The organism is Chelativorans multitrophicus, from assembly GCF_011317445.1.
In the GTDB taxonomy this organism is placed as follows: Bacteria; Pseudomonadota; Alphaproteobacteria; order Rhizobiales; family Rhizobiaceae; genus Chelativorans; species Chelativorans multitrophicus.
The window spans coordinates 1,355,788-1,374,216 of record NZ_JAAAPL010000001.1; the positions used below are offsets into that span (position 1 = coordinate 1,355,788).

At 60.1% G+C, this 18,429-nt stretch carries 12 protein-coding genes and 1 tRNA gene; 4 read left to right on the plus strand and 9 right to left on the minus strand.

Annotated elements, in window-relative coordinates; all coding sequences use genetic code 11:
• Window positions 1-25 precede the first annotated feature (25 nt).
• The 6 genes from GNP00_RS06735 to GNP00_RS06760 form a co-directional block, all read right to left on the minus strand.
• Entirely contained in the window at window positions 26-1,168 is a 1,143-nt protein-coding gene (locus tag GNP00_RS06735) for a sensor histidine kinase (RefSeq protein WP_011579528.1), read from the minus strand.
• Window positions 1,169-1,317: 149 nt separating this feature from the next.
• On the minus strand, window positions 1,318-1,743 hold the full coding sequence (locus GNP00_RS06740) for a universal stress protein (protein ID WP_011579527.1): 426 nt from the start codon (window positions 1,741-1,743) through the stop codon (window positions 1,318-1,320).
• A 9-nt stretch (window positions 1,744-1,752) separates the two neighbouring features.
• Entirely contained in the window at window positions 1,753-4,428 is a 2,676-nt protein-coding gene (locus GNP00_RS06745; protein WP_011579526.1) for a TRAP transporter permease, read from the minus strand.
• Between the two features lie 132 nt (window positions 4,429-4,560).
• A complete protein-coding gene (locus GNP00_RS06750) occupies window positions 4,561-5,541 on the minus strand; it encodes a TAXI family TRAP transporter solute-binding subunit (RefSeq protein ID WP_011579525.1) in 981 nt (326 codons plus the stop codon).
• A 255-nt stretch (window positions 5,542-5,796) separates the two neighbouring features.
• Window positions 5,797-7,119, minus strand: coding sequence for an aspartate aminotransferase family protein (locus GNP00_RS06755; protein WP_011579524.1), 1,323 nt, complete (start codon window positions 7,117-7,119; stop codon window positions 5,797-5,799).
• On the minus strand, window positions 7,116-8,018 hold the full coding sequence (locus tag GNP00_RS06760) for a MurR/RpiR family transcriptional regulator (protein WP_011579523.1): 903 nt from the start codon (window positions 8,016-8,018) through the stop codon (window positions 7,116-7,118). Before GNP00_RS06760 ends, GNP00_RS06755 begins: the two co-directional genes overlap by 4 nt.
• Window positions 8,019-8,093: 75 nt before the next feature.
• On the opposite strand from GNP00_RS06760, the gene GNP00_RS06765 reads away from it, so the two are divergent.
• Window positions 8,094-8,936: a beta-keto acid cleavage family enzyme gene (locus tag GNP00_RS06765; protein ID WP_011579522.1), complete on the plus strand. Its 843-nt coding sequence runs from the start codon at window positions 8,094-8,096 to the stop codon at window positions 8,934-8,936.
• Window positions 8,937-9,028: 92 nt separating this feature from the next.
• Here GNP00_RS06765 and GNP00_RS06770 read toward each other — a convergent pair whose 3' ends face one another.
• The 3 genes from GNP00_RS06770 to GNP00_RS06780 all read right to left on the minus strand — a co-directional run bounded on the left by GNP00_RS06770 (window position 9,029) and on the right by GNP00_RS06780 (window position 11,721).
• Window positions 9,029-10,408 (minus strand): LVIVD repeat-containing protein, encoded by a 1,380-nt coding sequence (locus tag GNP00_RS06770; protein WP_011579521.1) that lies wholly within the window; start codon window positions 10,406-10,408, stop codon window positions 9,029-9,031.
• A 423-nt stretch (window positions 10,409-10,831) separates the two neighbouring features.
• Window positions 10,832-10,908, minus strand: a tRNA-His gene (locus tag GNP00_RS06775).
• A 219-nt stretch (window positions 10,909-11,127) separates the two neighbouring features.
• A complete protein-coding gene (locus GNP00_RS06780) occupies window positions 11,128-11,721 on the minus strand; it encodes a phasin (protein ID WP_343034341.1) in 594 nt (197 codons plus the stop codon).
• 87 nt (window positions 11,722-11,808) lie between these two features.
• On the opposite strand from GNP00_RS06780, the gene GNP00_RS06785 reads away from it, so the two are divergent.
• From GNP00_RS06785 to GNP00_RS06795, 3 genes are all read left to right on the plus strand, one after another.
• Window positions 11,809-15,387 (plus strand): PAS domain S-box protein, encoded by a 3,579-nt coding sequence (locus GNP00_RS06785; protein ID WP_011579519.1) that lies wholly within the window; start codon window positions 11,809-11,811, stop codon window positions 15,385-15,387.
• A gap of 194 nt (window positions 15,388-15,581) precedes the next feature.
• Entirely contained in the window at window positions 15,582-16,610 is a 1,029-nt protein-coding gene (locus tag GNP00_RS06790; RefSeq protein ID WP_041544978.1) for a Fe(3+) ABC transporter substrate-binding protein, read from the plus strand.
• A gap of 60 nt (window positions 16,611-16,670) precedes the next feature.
• Window positions 16,671-18,371: an ABC transporter permease gene (locus GNP00_RS06795; protein ID WP_011579517.1), complete on the plus strand. Its 1,701-nt coding sequence runs from the start codon at window positions 16,671-16,673 to the stop codon at window positions 18,369-18,371.
• Window positions 18,372-18,429 lie beyond the last annotated feature (58 nt).

An 18,429-nucleotide genomic window follows, 5' to 3' on the forward strand; every position in this document is an offset into this window, starting at 1 on the left:
GCTTGCAGCAATTGAGCGGGGATATTCAGTGGGTGGCCGGCACGCTCGGTGCCGGCGCCAGCAAGCGAGGATCCGATTCAGGGCTGTCGGGCGAATCAAGCTCCCTCATGCGAGTCGCCAGTTCGCAGCGAAAGCCTTCGGGCGGATAGGTGAGCGACACCTTGCCTCGGAAGTCGGCGGCCAGCACCTCCCCGATTAGCCGCGTGCCGAAGCCTGCTCGCAAAGGCTCTTTGGCGGGCGGCCCTCCTTTCTCGATCCAGACCAGCTTGAATTCATCCTCTGTGCCGACGTCGCCTGCTTTCCAGCAGATTGCAACTTCTCCCGCCGGGGCCGAAAGAGCGCCATATTTGATGGAGTTGGTGGCGAGTTCGTGAATCGCGAGCGCCAGTGACAGCGCTTGCTTGTCGGAAAGGTCCAGCGGCGCGCCATCAATCGATATCCGCCCCCGCCCGGATCTGAACGGCGACAATGCCCGTTCGATGACAGCCCTCATTGGCGCTCGGCTACGCCTTCCTTCCATGAACACCGAATGTGCTTCAGCCAGCACCGACAAGCGCTGCACGAGCGTTCTGTGCGCCTCTTCTTTCGAAGCGGCGAACTGGAGCGTCTGTCCGGCCAGGCCGGAAACCATTGCAAGCAGGTTCTTCATCCGATGAGAAAGTTCGGCATTGAGCAAATGCAGCTTCTGTTCGGCCCGGACCTTATTTGTCGTCTCCGACACGGTGGCCAATATCCCTGCGATATGTCCCTTTTCGTCGCGGACGGGGCTATAGCAGAAAGTGAACCACGCCTCCTCCGGATAACCATGCCGGTTTATGACTACCGGAAAATCCTCGCTGAATGTCGCCTCGCCACGGTAAGCCTTCTGCGCAATTGGGCCGACCGTGGGCCAAATTTCGCTCCAAACCTCCCGGAGCGGTCTACCAAGGGCCTTCGGCTTCTCCCCCAGAATCGGCTTGAAGGCATCATTGTAAATGCTGATGAAGTCCGGCCCCCAGAAGATGCATCCGGGGAAGCTGGAATTCAGCATCATAGACACGGCGATCCTGAGGGCTGCGTCCCACCTGTCGATAGGTCCCAGGGAAGTCGATGCCCAGTCATGGCCTCGTATAGCTGCGGCCATTGATCCGCCGCCGTCCAGAAAGTGAAAAGCGCCCTCGTCGCGCATCCAGTTTCCTCGCACCCGCCAGGAGGGCATTGAACGGCAAAACGGGGTCCGCGGCAACACCCTTGCGCAGGCTGCGTGGTATTTCTCTTTCGCCAGCTTTTAGGGAAATGGCTGATCGAAGATCGGACACCTTTCAGGAGCCGCTCGCGCTACCGTACAACCAGTACTGAAATCATGGCGTGGCGAACGACCCGCGCTGCATTGGGGCCGATCAGGTAGTCTTCCGGTCCCGGCCTCTTGGCCGACAATACGATCAGATCCGCCTTCACGATCCCCGCATAGCGCAGGATCTCGCGATAAATCGAGCCGTGGCCTACGATGTGACGGTGCTTGATCTCAGAGGGCACGTTTTCTTTGGTGAATTCGTGCAGCGCCTCGTTCGCGTGCTCGATCGCCTTCTGCTCATGCTCCTTGGGAAAGAAGCCGCCAACAATAGACATCCCGTAATCGGGGACGACGGTCATCACGTGCAGACGGCTGCCGAATGAGCGGGCGTATTCCACAGCGGTATTGACCGCACGCAGCTCGTCTTCCGCATGGCCGAGATCGATGGAGAGGAGTATGTCCTTGTACATTGCTTCTTCTCAGGCGGGTTGCGGGACAGGATTGCCGGCGAGCGTACCGCCGCGCCGGCGCTGCAGGAACATGACCAGTCCCAGTATAAACACGGCGGGTATATAGAAGACCTCCCTCGGCATGCGTTCCGCGGGCACTTCGAAAGCCACGACCTGCACCGGCTCATCAGCATAGAAGTCCATATTGGACAGGGTGCGGCCGGACAGGCTGTTCAGGTCCAGGGGCTCATCAAGAATGACCGAGCCGCTTTCAATGCGCGCCGGCAGGTCTGTCGCCTCCTCGAAACGCATCTGCCCATCCTGCCCTGCCTCTCCGAGATTGAAGGCCATCGTGCGCTCCAATGTCTGGTCAGGATCTTCAAAGCTCGGGCCCCTGATCAGCACACGCACCTCTGAATCAGACGGAAGCTGCTCCACGACCTCGAAAAGCCGCTGTGGCTCGATTTGCTCATAGGGCGGCTGCACGAAATCGAGAAAGAAGCCCGGCCGGAGGAGCGCGGCGGTAACGAGCAGAAGCGCTGCCGATTCCCATAGGCGCGACTTGGTCATGAAAAAGCCTTGCGTCGCGGCGGCAAAGAGCAGCATCGCAATTGTAGACTTCATAAACACGAAGATCGCGCCCAGCAGCGTCACGTCCATCAACAGGAGTTCCTGATTGAATACAAAGACGAACGGCAAGAGCGCGGTGCGCATCTCGTAGAAGAACGCCTGAACGCCGGTGCGCAGCGGGTCGGCCCTTGAAATGGCGGATGCGGCGAAGGAAGCAAGCCCAACGGGCGGCGTCACATCAGCCATCAGGCCGAAATAGAAGACGAACATGTGGGCCGCGATCAGCGGGATGAGATAGCCGTTCGCGGCGCCAAGGTTCACGATCACCGGCGCCATCAAGGTGGAGACGACGATATAGTTCGCCGTCGTCGGCAACCCCATGCCCAGGATCAGGCTGATGATGGCGGTGAAGATGAGGATGAGATAGATGTTGCCGCCCGAAAGCAGCTCGACGAACTGGGCCATGACCTGGCCGACGCCCGTGAGCGTGACGGTGCCGACGACGATGCCCGCCGCGGCGGTCGCGCAGGCGATGCCGATCATGTTGCGCGCGCCGAGGATCATACCATTGCCGAGATCGTACCAGCCTTCCAGAGCAGCGGCACGGATTTCCGGCGTCTGCAACCGGCGGAACCACGCCTTCAACGGCTTCTGGGTGAGCATGATCACAATCAGCAGCAGGACCGCGTAGAAGGCCGAAAGCCCCGGCGAGCGGTGCTCCACCAGCAACATCCAGACAAGTACGAAGAGCGGCAAAAGGAAGTGGAAGCCGGTTTTGGCAACCTCCAGGGCGCTGGGAATCTTCACCACCGGTGCGTTGGGATCGTCCAGTTCAAGGTCGGGTACCTTGGCCGCGAACCAAAGCGCGGCCACATACGCCCCCAGCAGAAGGAAGATCAAGATCTCCGTCGAAAGTCCCGGCAGAGCCATCCTTACCAGCTTGACCAGCCAGTAGGTGCCGATCAGGACGAGAACGAAGGACAGGAAGACGATAAGGGAGCGCACCAGAGACATGAAGAACGGGCCGCTCTGGCGGCGCTGCAGCACCGGCATGTCCTTCTTCACCGCTTCCAGATGCACGATGTAAAGCAGCGATATATAGGTGATGAGTGCCGGAAGGATGGCGTGCCGGACGACCTCCGAATAGGGGATGCCGACATATTCGACCATCAAGAAAGCGGCCGCGCCCATGACCGGCGGCATTATCTGCCCGTTGACCGAGCTTGCCACCTCGATCGCGCCGGCCTTCTCGGCGGAATAGCCGATACGGCGCATGAGAGGAATGGTGAAGGTGCCGGTCGTGACCACATTCGCGATGGACGAGCCGGAAATCATTCCGGTCATCAATGAGGAAAGGACCGAAGCCTTCGCCGGACCGCCGCGCAAATGACCGAGAAATGCGAAGGCGAGTTTGATGAAGAAGTTGCCTGCCCCGGCCTTGTCCAACATCGAGCCGAACAGCACAAAAAGGAAGACAAACGAGGCCGAGACCCCGATGGCAACGCCGAAAACGCCGCCGGTCGTGAGCCACATCTGGTCCATGGCGCGCGAAAACGAGGCGCCGCCCCATCTCAGGACATCCGGAACAACGGTTGAAGAACCGAAGAAGACATAGGCCAGGAAGATAATGGCCACCACCATGAGGGGGGGACCTAACGCGCGTCGTGTTGCTTCCAGAAGCAGGACCATGCCGATCCCGGCGGCCACCAAATCACGGGTGATGGATGCGCCCGGCCTGCCGGAAAGCTCGCGATAGAAGATAAAGATGTAAAGAGCACAGAATGCAGCCGCTATCGCCAGGATCCAGTCGATCACAGGGATGCGATCGCGCGGGCTGCTCGAAAAGGCAGGATAGGCCAGGAACGCAAGCAGAAGGCCAAAAGCGAGGTGCACCGAGCGTATCTGCGTATCGTTGAAAACGAGGGGCAGACCCGTCAGCGAGGAAAGAGAGAACGGCACCGGCGAAGCGATATAGAGTTGAAACAGCGACCAGCAGAGCGCCACGCCGGCAATGATATAGCCTGCGATACCGGAGGGCTCCCGAGCACCGGTATCAGTTGAGGCGACAAGATCCTGCAGATCGTCTGCGGAAAGTGGAGCTTGTTCTCCCGTCACGTTTTTCGTTTTTTCGGCCATCTGTATGTTCCCGATCGAAATTCTTTTTATTATCAATTTTAGTTATTGCGCACTTCATGTTAGCTATCGCGCGCTGTCGCGCATGCGCAACGAAGAAGGGCGCCCACACGGGCGCCCTCTTGGAAAGCTAGCTTAGTTGAGCCAGCCTTTTTCCTCGTAGTACTTCTCGGCACCCGGATGGAGCGGAGCCGAATTGCCCTGGCTGACCATCTGCTCGGGCGTCAAGCCGGCAAGCGCCGGATGCAGGCTCTTGAAGTCGTCGAAATTGTCGAAGACCGCCTTCACCAGCGTATAAACGACGTCCTCCGGCACATCTGCGGAAGTCACCAGCGTAGCGCCCACGCCGAAGGTGTTCACGTCCTGATCGGTGCCACGATACATGCCACCTGGGATAACGGCCTTGAAGTAGTATGGATTTTCCTCGACCAGCTTGTCGACCAGTTCGCCTTCCACCGGCACGATCACGCTGTCACAAGTCGTAGTAGCCTCCTCGATAGCGCCGGCCGGATGGCCAACCGTGTAGGCAAAGGCATCGATGTTGTTATCGCACAGCGCGGAAGCCTGCTCCGCCGGAGCAAGCTCCGACGCGAGAGCAAAATCGGCATTGGTCCAGCCCTTTTCGGCAATGAGCAGGTCCATCAGCGCACGCTGGCCAGAGCCGGGATTCCCGATATTGACCCGCTTGCCTTTGAGGCCGTCGAAGTCGGAAATGTCGGCATCGGCACGTGCCACAACCGTCAGCGGCTCCGCATGGAGCGAGAATACCGAGCGCAGCTTCTCGTGCGCGCCCCCGTCGGCGAAATCGGCCTCGCCATTGAAGGCATTATATTGAACATCCGACTGCACCGTGCCGAACTCCAGGTCGCCGCCCTTGATTGCGTTCACGTTGAAAACCGAGCCGCCGGTCGATTCCACCGAACAGCGAACGCCATGCTCACGACGGTTCTGATTCATCAGACGGCATATGGCGCCACCGACCGGATAGTAGACTCCGGTTACGCCGCCCGTACCGATCGATACGAAACGCTGCTCCTGTGCAGCGGCATTGCCGGCCAGGAGCGTACCGACCATGGCCGCGGCGAGTCCAAGACCGAGTGTTCGATTGGATTTCATATGGCGACTCCCTAGATCCCTATACAATGATATGCACGTCGATATCGTAACGGCCCTCGCATTGCGAAAGCCAGCGCCTGCGCCACGTGCGGAACATCAGGCCTTTTCCCGTATCGCGCTGGCAGGAGCCAGTTTCGCTACACCCCAGCCAGTCCGATGACTAAACTGCGCATTCTGCCGCAAGTTGCAACAGATTGTTTATGTATTCCTCAGTGTTCAGGATGGGCTTCCGGCGTCCTCCCTTTGCATCTTTTTTTAACCCAACGCAGCATCGATTGCCTCTCCCAGGCGATCGACGATGGTATCCGCCGTCTCTTTGTCCAGAATGAATGGCGGGGCAAGAAGCACGTGATCGCCGCGCGCGCCGTCTATGGTTCCTCCGGCAGGATAAACCATAAGGCCCCGCGCCATAGCTTCCTTCTTCACGCCTGCATGAATCTTGCGTGCCGGGTCGAACGGTTCCTTGGTGGCGCGGTCGGCGACCAGTTCCAAGCCAAGGAAAAGTCCCCGGCCGCGGATATCGCCCACATGGGCATGATTGCCGAATCGTGCTTCAAGGCGCGCACGAAGATAGCTTCCCATCTCCCGCACATTGGCGAGCAGGTTGTCGCGTTCGATCACCTCCTGCACCGCAAGAGCGGCAGCACAGGCCATCGGGTGACAAATATAAGTGTGGCCGTGCTGAAAAAGGCCTGAACCCTGCGCAAAGGCATCGAAGATTTGGCGGGAGAGGAGCACGGCGCCGACCGGCTGATAGCCGCCACCGAGACCCTTGGCGATCGAGACGAGATCGGGCGAAACACCGTCCTCCTCGCAGGCGAAAAGCGTACCTGTACGGCCCATGCCGCACATGACCTCGTCTAGGATAAGCAGCACGCCGTAGCGGTCGCAGATATCGCGAATGCGCTTGAAATAGCCCGATACGGCCGGCACCGCGCCCGCAGTGGCGCCCACCACCGGCTCGGCGATGAAGGCCATAACCGTATCAGGCCCGAGTTCAAGGATCTTGTCCTCCAGCTGCTGAGCAGCGCGCAGACCGTATTCCTCATCGCTTTCCCCTTGCTGCCGGTAGCGATAGGCATAGCAAGGGTCAATGTGATGCGTTTCAATCAAAAGCGGTCGGAATTGGGCCCGGCGCCACTCGTTTCCGCCCGCAGCAAGCGCACCCAGCGTGTTGCCGTGGTAGCTCTGGCGGCGGGCGATGATGTGCCGCCTCTGCGCTTCGCCCTTCTCGACAAAAAATTGCCGCGCCATCTTCAGCGCAGCCTCGTTCGCCTCCGACCCCCCTGATACGAGGTAGGCATGGCTGATACCCTCCGGCGCCGCCTTTACCAGCCTCTCGGCCAGCGCCTCGGCTGGCTCGTTAGTGAAAAAGCTCGTGTGCGCGTAGGCGAGTTTCTCGGCCTGGCGTTTTAGCGCAGCCACCACATCAGGATGATTGTGGCCGAGGCAGGAAACCGCCGCCCCGCCCGAAGCGTCGATATATTCCTTCCCCGCGCTGTCGAAGAGCTTTACACCCCGGCCGCCCGCAGCGACAGGCAATTGGCCATGAATCTGGCGATGCAAGATATAGGTCATGAATGGTTTCCTTGCCGATGCGCGGACCCGTATTCGAAAACGTGAACCTTGAGGTCGGAAAGCTGGCGCTCCGTGCGGGCAATCACCTCTAGAGCCGCGTCGCCGCCCTCCCCGGCCACCAGAGCCGCCAGGATCTCGACTGCGGCAAAGGCAGGCGCCATGGCGTGGAAGAATGAGGGACTTTCGGTTCCCACCAGGATGGCATGACGGGCAAGCCGTGCAACGGGCGAAGCCGGGCGGTCGGTCAGCGCAATGATCGAAAGACTCCTGGCATGGGCATGCCGCGCCGCCTCCACGGCCGCCCTCGTATAGGGCGCGACCGTAACCACGAAGACCAGGTCGTCCTGAGTAGCAAAGCGAAGCGCGTCTAGTCCCACACCGTCGCTGAAATCGAGGTAGACGGCCTTCTCGCCAAGGAAGTTCAACATATAGGCAAGATGTTCGGCCACCGGCCGGCTGGAGCGCAGACCAACGCAATAGACCCGGCGTGCCCGCGCCATGGCCTGAGCCGCTTCGAAAAGGGTGTGGGCCGCTCCCGCCTCGCCCAACGCAAAGATCTGGCAGGCGGCTGCGGATGCAATTTCCTTGGCCAGCATCGGCCCGCCCGCCTCACGCTGGCGCGCCATTTGCGCGCCGGCCCTTCCGGCAAAGCCGAGCGCCTGCTCCTTCAGCGCTTTTCCGTGGAGCTCGCGCACCGCCTCATAGCCATCCAATCCGAAACGCTTTGCAAGTCGCGTCATGGTCCAGGGCTGAACGCCGGCGCGGCGCGCCTGCTCGCGCATGGACAAAAGCGCCACGTCGCCAGGATTTTCCAGCACATATCGTGCCGCCACTTCCAACTGGCCGGGAAGTGTGCCGATCGACCTTGTGATCTCCGCGGCAAAAGTCGCACAATCCATGAGAAGCATCCTAGACCGGCAATTCCAGCTATGCAACAAATGTTGCACGGTCTGCAACGAATGGAGAATGCGGTGATGCAAACCGATCCCGTGACGGCACCTGCCACTATCGCAATCGCCCCCAATGGCGCGCGACGCACTAAAGCCGACCATCCCGCCCTGCCGCTGACGGCAAGAGAGCTGGCGGACACGGCGGCGGCGTGTCTCGATGCGGGGGCAGCGATGATCCACATGCATGTACGCGACAAACAAGACCGGCACATTCTTGAGGCAGAGGCCTATGCGGAGGCGATCAGCGCCGTGCGGAAGGCTGTGGGGAAAAAGCTGGTGCTTCAGATCACGACTGAAGCGGTTGGCCGTTATCAACCGCCCGAGCAGATGGAGATTGTGCGTCAGGTTCGGCCCGAAGCCGCCTCACTCGCACTGAAAGAATTGGTGCCCCAGGCCTCGCACGAGGCCGAATTCGCGCGCTTTCTGGCGTTCATGAAACAGGAAAATATCCTTCCGCAGATCATCCTCTATCACCCGGATGAAGCCCGGCAGCTCAAGGAGATGATGGCCCGCGGAGTCTTGCCTTTTGATGATCTGCCGGTCCTCTACGTGCTTGGCCGTTACACGGAAGGCCAGCGCTCAGCGCCCGCGGATCTGCTGCCATTTCTCGCACCAGACATGCCGCGCTTCCGGCATTTCATGGTCTGCGCCTTCGGCCCGCGCGAAGCCGCTTGCGGGACGGCTGCCGTCCTCATGGGCGGCCATGTACGCACCGGCTTCGAAAACAATATCTTTTTGCCTGACGGATGCATCGCGCCCGACAATGCCGCGCTCGTGGCCACCGTTGCGCAAGCCTTAAGCGGGCTGGGGCACGCAGTGGCGGATGCCGACCAGTTGCGTGCCGACTGGGCTTCTCTTTTTAGATGACGCAGCCGGGATCGGTCCTTCCGATCAGTCTTCAAAGGGATGCGCCGGGCATTGACCAGCCCGACGCGCCCACCGGTTGAATGTGGAAAATCCTAGTTCCCGGTCTTGGTATTGGTTTCTGATATGGCCCCATCGCCCGTGGGACGCAAAAGCCAGACGCCGCGCCCCAGGCCATTGCTTGCATAGACGACGTTGCGCGTATCGACGATCACATCCTCCAGGCCTCGTGAGGGCCCCGCGGGATCGAACGAAGGTAAGAACCAACCCGTCTCCTTCGGCGCGAAGGGGTCGTGCACGTCGTAAACGCGAAGGCCGGCGGTAAAATAGGTCATATAGACGAGGTCGTCCTCCGACGCGTCTTTCAGGTACGGCGAGTGGCTTTCGCCATTGACGTTATGGGGACCGAAGCGGCCACTTTCCTCGCAAAAGCTCGCGATCCCGGAGTCGGCAGGCGGGGTAGGACGCGGGTAGTAGCTGACCAGGACAGGTGCAGCGGGATTGCTATTGTCGACGATGCCGGCAAAGCTCATGTTTTCCGCGCCGCATCCAGGCTTGGACGGTTCCGAGTTCACATGCATCATGCCATTGCGCATTGGCAGGGCGGTATGCATCGCTTGCGCGCCGACATCCGGCAAGGGCGAGAACGTCAGGCTGCCGATCAGCTTTGGCTTTGCGGGGTCAGTGATGTCCAGGTTCACCAGTTCCGGGGTATAAGCGGTGGTCAGCAGGTTTTCGGCGGGATTGATGTTAACAGGCCCATGGAAGCCGTTCGGCGTTGGCCGATCGGGCTCACCGTCCTTCTGGCCGGGTTGCCACCAGCCTCCGACCGCGACGGGATTTGCGGGATCCCTCAGATCCAGGACAACCATCGTTGCCTGGCCTTTGAAGCCCTCGACCCAGGCGGACATGTAGGCGTATCGCCCACCGGGGTAGGTGTTTCGATGCGTGCCCCAGCCGGACGCGATCCATTCCGAAACCTTCTTCGGATTCCGTGGATCGCTGACGTCGAAAATCGTCGCGAGCGGACGTGGTTCGGCCGCGATGCCATCGAAGGGCTTTTCCTGGACGGAATGCTCGGCATAGGGCCTTTGCTGGGCGATAATCGCCAGATTGTCGCCCACCGTGATCTGCCCGGCGCTGCCCGGCACCTCCACGGTGCTGACGCGGGACGGCTTGGTGGGATCGGTCACGTCAAAGACCTCAAACCCGCCCTTGCCCCGCGCCCCTGTCGCAACGAACAGGTACCACGCATCGCCAACGCGCTTCATGCTCATTTTGAAGGCGCGAAGGCTGCCGGGCAGTACTTCTATATAGCTGATCGGCTCTAAGCCCTGGGCACGCCAGCCTGCCGGAATCGCGGAAGGCGACGAGCTTTCCCCCTGCTGCGCGGTGGTCTGCGCTCGGGCTGAGCTATGGAATGCGGTACAGGCCAGAAGCGTCAAACTCAACGCTACAAATATTCTCTTAGTCATATGATCCTCCCAAGTTCGGGTTCGGCTTAAAGCATCAACGCGGCATCGCCACCCGCGCCATTAGAATAAGCATGGCACCCAATGTGGAAGGCTCAGTCTTTGCATAGAGAATATTGCAAATATGGATAAGCTAGACTTCTGGCCCGGCCGGGAACGACTGTGGTCCCGACGCCGCATTTTCTATTTCGGACTAGGAGACCCGCCAGATTCTCGCTACGATGAAGCGTTCTTTGCGAGCACTTCGATTCTCATTGAGCAGAGTGACAATCCTCAACGTCGTTGTCTGCCGCCTAGAGCAGGTCGCCCAACCCAGGTCGCGCGGTTGAGGCGAATCCGGACATGAAGCCCGCAAATCCAAGCTTTCCAGATCGGCCGCGGCGCGGCGCTTGTCAATAGGCTGGGCGATCAGGGAGGGTAAGGAGATGGTACGGTTGGGTGGATTCGAACCACCGACCTCAGGAGCCACAATCCTGCGCTCTAACCAACTGAGCTACAACCGCGCGCCGTCGACGTCTTTCCCCGCGTCCTTACGGGCAAATCCGAGTGTTTTCAAGAGCGGATGCTGCCTGATCGACAACAAGCGCAAAGAAAAAGACCGGGGGGAGGAACCCCGGTCTTTTTCTAAGGGATCGGAGGGAGGAGGGAGTACCGACCCCATGTTCTAACGAACGGAACACATATAGAATCCGCTATTCGAAATTACAGCGCGACGCTTCGCCTCACGCTGCCTGCTTGATCGCCTTCTCGAAAGCGTCCTTCACCGGCTTCGTCAATTCGACGGCGGCCTTCTGTGTAAGGGTCTGGAACTCGCGTGTCTGGTCCAGCGCGAGTTCCATCTGCTTGCGCAGAAACGAACTCTGCAGCTCCATCATATCGGAGAAGCTCTTGGCAGCCACCAGAGCCTCGACCTGGGCAAGATTAGCCTCCGTCCCCGCGCGTACAGCAGCGACGGATTTGAGCAATATCTCGTCGCTCACGTTTTTCACGGTATCAAAAGAGGCCTCGAAGGCCTTGCGTGCATCTTCAGCGCTCATTTTCATTCGCTCGTATGTTTCCTTCGCCTGATCCGCCGTCTTTTCGGTGAAACTGCGAAGCTGTTCCGTGGCCGTCGAGGGGTCGAATGCGGAGAATTCCGGCCCTTTATTGCTGGTGGTCTTGCTCATGCTGATCATCCCTTCGGGTTCGCCAGCCTGCCCGCCGGCATCCTTCAAATCTAAGCTCAATATAGCGCAAAACTTGTGCGTTGCAATATTTTTGTTGCAGTGCACAATTACGACGCTTTCAATTAACCAAACTGCGATTTCGCGGTGCACGTCCCGAGAAGGTTTGTGGACGGCGCCTGATCGTGCTCTTATTAACAAGTGGTTAACTTGAAACTCGCGTGTTGATGGTCGGGCTGAATGGCGTCCAAATCCTATTCATTTCTCGACATAGTCGTTCTTGATGAAGTGCGCGAGCGGTTCGCCGCCGGTGACGCGTTAGCGGTGCTGTCGGCGAGCCTTGATGAAATTCTCTGGGCTAACGGAGCAGGCGCCGCTTGGCTCGGTTTTCCCGATATCGAGGCCGCTATTGGCGAGAGGTCACGCTTACCCGCCACGGCCCTGCGGCAAATCAGTGCCACCCCCGGCTTCCCAAATATCGGACGCGACCGAGCGATCGCGCTTAGGGTGACGAGCGGCCTGAAAAGCCGGATTGTCTCGGTGCAAGCGAGCGCGATCGCGCTTCCTGGCGGTGAGGAAGCGCTCCTGCTTGCTCTTCCCCTGACCTCTTCGGACGAAGCGCCTACCCATCGCGCGGTCGCCGGTTTCAGCGAACCGGGCCACTTCGCCGCTTTTGTCGAGGCCGATGGCACGGTCTCGGCCGCTTCCACCGGCTTCGATCAGCTGGGCATCGAACCGGAAACGCTCTTGCGTCTCGTTCAGGACGTGGGAGAAGAGAAGACGCGGCTCGTAAAGACGCGGATACCCGCCAGGACTCATCTCCCTGCCGGGATCGCCCGCCTTACGGACGATCCCGCTCGGCATCTTCTCCTCATCGTGGAGGACGGTGTTTCTGAGAACATCGCGCCTGCGGCGTCAATCCGTGTCGCGGCGCCCGAGAAAGAAGCTCTTGAGGCCGGCAGCGCCGCTCACGAGGGTTCGGCCGGGCGAGAGAAGCCGCTTGCGCCGCAGGACCACACTTCAAGGCCACACGAGCCGGACGAAAGAACCGCTTCGCGCACGGTCCGCTTTTCCTGGCGCACGGATGCTCAAGGACGTTTCAGCTCGATTTCGGACGAATTCGCCCAGGCGATGGGCAGGAACGCGACGGATGTGATCGGCCGAACGTTCCGGGAGGTTTCCAACGCGTTCGGCCTTGATGCCGACGGCTCGATCAGCCGACTGCTGGATCGACGGGATACATGGTCCGGGCGCACCGTCATGTGGCCGCTGGAGGGCACCAACCTCAAAGTGCCCGTGGATCTCGCGGCGCTGCCGATCTATGGCCGCGGACGCGTTTTCGAAGGCTTCCGTGGTTTTGGCATTGCTCGACTGGGTGAAGCGGAGCTCGATCCTGAAGCGATCGGAACGGTGCTCGCGCCATCGAGCCGAGGGAATACACACGCCACAACCCCCGTTTCCGAAGAGCAGGAACCGCACCGCCCCTCTGATTTCTCCGTTGACCAAGATAAATCCGCCACCAGCGACCCGGTTAAAGCTGATCCGTTCCAAGGAGAAAAACCAGCCAGCGGCAGGGCCGCCGAACCGCAGTCCGAGCCTAAAATTGTCCGCCTCGCCGAACATCGGGAGAGTACTTGGGACGGCAGTCTTTCGGCGAGTGAGCGCACGACATTCCGCGAGATTGGCGAGAGATTGCGGCGAGCCAGCGAAGGTCGGCTGGATGCGGAAGACAAGGAAGGGAAAAAAAGTGCAGACCGCCCGCTGAACGGCCGGGCGGTGGAAAGCACGCAGGACGAGCTACCAAACTCGACCACCTTGGCGGAAGAAGGGCCCCTCGCCCAGGGAAATGGCGAGCTTGATGACGGGGCAGAGGAAGAGGTCTTTGAAAACCCTGCCAACGAGAATGTGAGCCAGCCGACCGCAATGGTCGAAGCTGACGGCTCGCGACACGATATTGAAGAGCTGCAATCCCCCGCCGATCAGGCTGATCAGGTTGATCAGGACGATCTGAAAAACGCCAGCTTAGAAGATAAAGAAAACCCAGACCTCCAGCTTGAAGCCGCGCCTGGCGGCCAGGGTGAGGAGGTGCGGCCAGAGCTCGAAGCAGATGCGCCGCGGCAATCAAAGGCAGCCGGGGGCGAGGCATCGGATCCTGTTCCTGATACCGAAGCTCACTTCGAGCAGGAAGAAGAGCAAACATATCGTGAGCCCGAGGAGACGGAAGACAGCCTCCAGCAAGCGGCGAGCGGATCGAAGGAACAAGGACCAGCGGCCGAACCGGACGAAACGGTACCCCAACGCAGGTCGCAAATCGCCTATCTGCCTTCCGCATTTCATCGCCCCGAGGCGGAGCGCAAGCAGACGGAGGCGGAAACGATCCTCGCCCATCTGCCTCTTCCCGTGCTCATTCATTCCGGCGATCGGCTGCACTACGCCAACCGTGAATTTTACAGGCTGACCGGCTATGCCGATCTCGCCGAGCTCGAATCGGCCGGCGGTCTTGGGGCGCTGTTCGAGGAACCGGCTGCGGGCAATTCTCCCAAGAAAACGCTTCTGCTGCGCATGGCGGACGGCACGGACAGACCCGTTGAGGCGCATCTTCAATCCGTTGCCTGGGACGGCCGAAAAGCACTCATGCTTGCCTTGCATCCGGCTATGCAGGCCGAACCGACACCGGAGGAAGCGGCGAAGGCTGCAGAGCTTGAGGCGCGGCTTTCGGAAATGCGCGCCATCGTCGACACGGCGACAGACGGCATTGCGGTGATCGGCAATGACGGCACCATCCGATCCATCAATCGGCCGGCGGAGGCGCTTTTCGGCTTTGACGCGGAGAATGTCACCGGGAAGCCGTTCTCTTCCCTCTTCGCGATCGAAAGCCAGCGTACCGTGCAGGATTACCTTGCCGGGCTCTCCGACAACGGCGTCGCAAGCGTGCTGAATGACGGCCGGCAGGTGATCGGGCGTGAATCGCAAGGACGTTTCATCCCGCTTTTCATGACGATCGGACGGCTGCCGAATGGTAGCGGCTATTGCGCGGTGCTGCGAGACATAACCCATTGGAAACGTGCGGAGGAGGACCTGACCCAGGCACGGGCGCAGGCCGAGCGCGCTTCATCTCAAAAAAGCGAGTTTCTCGCCCGCGTAAGCCATGAAATCCGCACCCCCCTCAATGCCATCATCGGCTTTTCCGAATTGATGATCGATGAGAAATTCGGTCCGATCGGCAATGACCGCTATCGCGACTACCTGCGCGATATCAACCGTTCAGGAAACCACGTGCTCGATCTCGTCAACGATCTCCTCGACATCTCCAAGATTGAGGCAGGTCAGCAGGAGATGGCTCATGAGGCTGTACCGCTGAACGACACCCTCGCCCAGGTGATTGCCATGATGCAGCCGCAGGCCAATCGCGAGCGTGTGATCATCCGCTCGTCTTTGGCCTCCCGCCTGCCGGATGTGGTGGCGGATTTGAGGAGCGTGCGCCAGATCGCTATTAATCTGCTCTCCAACGCGGTGCGCTATACGCCGGCCGGCGGGCAAGTGGTTGTCTCCACCGTCTATGAACGGGATGGCTCCGTCGTCCTGCGCGTGCGTGATACCGGTGTGGGCATGAGTTCTGCCGAACTAGACGAGGCACTAAAGCCATTCAGGCAAATCAATGCTTTGCGGCGTAAGCGGGGGGACGGAACGGGCCTCGGCCTGCCGCTCACCCGCGCCATGGTCGAGGCGAACAGAGCGCAGTTTTCAATCGCGTCCACGCCCGGCGAAGGCACGCTCGTGGAAATTATATTCCCCCCAACACGCGTGCTCGCGGAGTAAAAGGGGAACTTCCTAAAACTTGACTACTATAGTTTAGAATAATTCTAAACTTCTGTTTTTACTAAATAATTTCTTGACGGGGGCGGACTTTGCCATCATTACAAGTTCGCGCCGCCTGTGGCTTTATCACTCCTGGGCCTTGCCCCCAGTGAAGCAGAGAAAGAAGAAAGACGATGCATTCCCTCAAGTTGAAGATGGGCCTAGCCGCCTTGGCTCTGATGGCCGGAACTTCCCTCCTGCCTTCCGCCGCACAGGCGGATGGTGTGGTTAATGTTTATACCTATCGGGAGCCGGGACTGATCCAGCCGCTGCTCGATGCCTTTACCGAAGAGACGGGTATCGCAACGGAGGTGCTGTTTCTCAATCAGGGACTTGAGGACCGTATTGCCGCCGAAGGGCAGAACTCTCCGGCCGATGTGGTGCTGACCGTCGATATCGGCAGGCTCGTCAATGTGAAGGAAAAGGGCGTCACCCAGCCAGTCGACGACGAAGTCATCAACGCCAATATCCCGGCGGAATTCCGGGACCCTGAAGGGCACTGGTTCGGACTGACCACGCGCGGACGCGTTATTTACGCGTCGAAAGAGCGAGTCCAACAGGACGAGATTACGTATGAGGAGCTTGCCGATCCTAAGTGGAAGGGCAAGATCTGCATGCGCAGCGGCCAGCATATGTACAACATAGCGCTGATCGCTTCGATGATCGCTCATCACGGTGAAGAGAAGGCTGAGGAGTGGCTCAAGGGCGTGAAGGCCAATCTGGCACGCAAGCCGAATGGCGGCGACCGTGACCAGGCCCAGGCGATCTATGCCGGCGAATGCGACATCGGGATCGGCAATACCTATTATGTCGGCCTCATGATGACCAATGAAAAGGAGCCGGAGCAGAAAGAATGGGCGAACGCGATCAAGGTGCTGTTCCCCAACACCACTGACCGCGGCACCCATGTCAACATCTCCGGCATGGCGCTGGCGAAGTACTCGCCGAACAAGGAAAACGCGCTGAAGCTGATGGAATTCCTCTCCGGACACGAAGCGCAAAAGCTCTACGCCGAGAAGAACAACGAATACCCCGTCATGCCCGGTGTTCCGACCTCCGAGATCGTGGCATCCTTCGGTGAAATAAAGCCGGACTCGCTTTCGCTGGCGGAGATCGCAAAATATCGCCAGGCCGCTTCGGAAATGGTCGACCGTGTCGGCCTCGATGATGGCCCCGCAAGCTAATCCCATTCGGTTCATTTGAGAGCCGGGCCGATGCGTATCGGCCCGGCTTTCTGTTAGACCATGGTCAGCTACACCTTCAGGGAACCGATCTCAGACCCCGACGCGTTGGCGCGCGGGTGCAGGCGGCCGCGCCATCCGGTGGCCCTCATCGCCGCGCTTGTCACGGCGGCAATCGTGCTCCTGCCGATCCTCACGGTTGTCGCAGTGGCTTTATCCGGGGGAGGAGCGGACTGGTCGCACCTGGGGCGGTATGTTCTTCCGCAAGCTTCCATTACCACATCTGTGCTCCTTGCGCTCGTGGCCTTGGGGACCGGCTTCATCGGTGTGGGCTGCGCATGGCTGGTGGTGGCCTACGACTTCCCCTTGCGCCGCGTCCTTGCCTGGGCGCTTGTGCTTCCGCTCGCCGTTCCTCCCTATCTCGCAGCCTATGCGTTCGCCGAGTTCTTCGACTATGTCGGCCCGCTGCAGAGCATGATACGGGCGATATTCGGTTTCCAAAGCCGCAGTGAATACTGGTTTCCGGAAATCCGGTCCACGGGCGGCGCCGCCCTGGTCATGACCTCGGTGACCTTCCCTTATGTCTATCTTACCGCGCGCGTCATTTTCCTCATGCAGGGGCGAAACATCGCCGATGTGGCGCGCACGCTGGGTGCCGCTCCGGCCCGCGTCTTCTGGCGCGTTCTCCTTCCCGTGGCACGGCCGGCAATCGCGGCCGGCATCGCGCTTGTGCTCATGGAGACGATCAACGATATCGGCGCGGTCGAGCATCTGGGAGTGCGCACCCTTACGCTTTCGGTCTACTCGACCTGGCTCAACCGCGGCAGCCTCGTGGGCGCGGCGCAGATCGCACTGGTGATGCTACTTCTCGTCATCGCGCTGCTTGCAGCCGAACGGATGGCGCGAACCAACCAGCGCTTCCATGCACCGCGCGCGACACAGATGAAATCGCGACCGTCGCGGATCCAGCTTCGCGGATGGCGCGCGCCGGTTGCGACCTTCCTCGGTCTTCTTCCCATCATATCGGGATTCGGAATCCCCTTCCTCGTATTTGGCCGATATGCGCTCAACCGGCTTGACCAGCTGACGGACCCGAAGCTCGCCGAGGCGTTTCTCACCAGCCTTTTAACGGCCCTTGCAACGGCGATCCTCACCGTGGCCATCTCGCTGATGCTGCTCTACGCGGCCAGGCTTGCCCGCTCGCGGTCCATGGCGCTGCTCGTGCGTATCGCCAGCGTCGGCTATGGATTGCCCGGAACTATTCTGGCGCTGGGACTCCTGATTTCCCTCGCCCGGTTCGACAACTTGGTCGATGCGCTGGCGCGCGAATATGCGGGCTTTTCCACGGGCCTTATCTTCACCGGGTCGGCGGCAGCCGTGGTGCTTGCCTGCGCCATCCGTTTCCTGGCCCTCGCGGAAGGAGCCATACAGGCAGGTCTTGAGAAACTGCCGTCACATCTCGACGAAGCTGCACGAAGCCTCGGTCGATCCGCAGCGTGGAGCGCCCTGTCGGTGCTTCTGCCGCTCCTGAAACCGGCCATCCTGACGGCCGGGATCCTCGTCTTCGTGGATACGGTGAAGGAGCTCTCGGCAACGATCCTCCTTCGCCCCTTCGGCTTCAACACGCTTGCCACCTTCGTATATGAGAACGCTTCGCGCGGCGTGGTCGAGGATGGCGCAATGGCTGCTCTTGTTATCATTGCGACTTCCATCGCACCGGTCATCCTGCTCTCCGGCGCGCTAATGCGCGACCGCGAGGCATAAGAAAAAGGCGCCCCCGGAGGGCGCCTAAAAAGCGGTGCTTAAAAAACGGGCTTGCCGA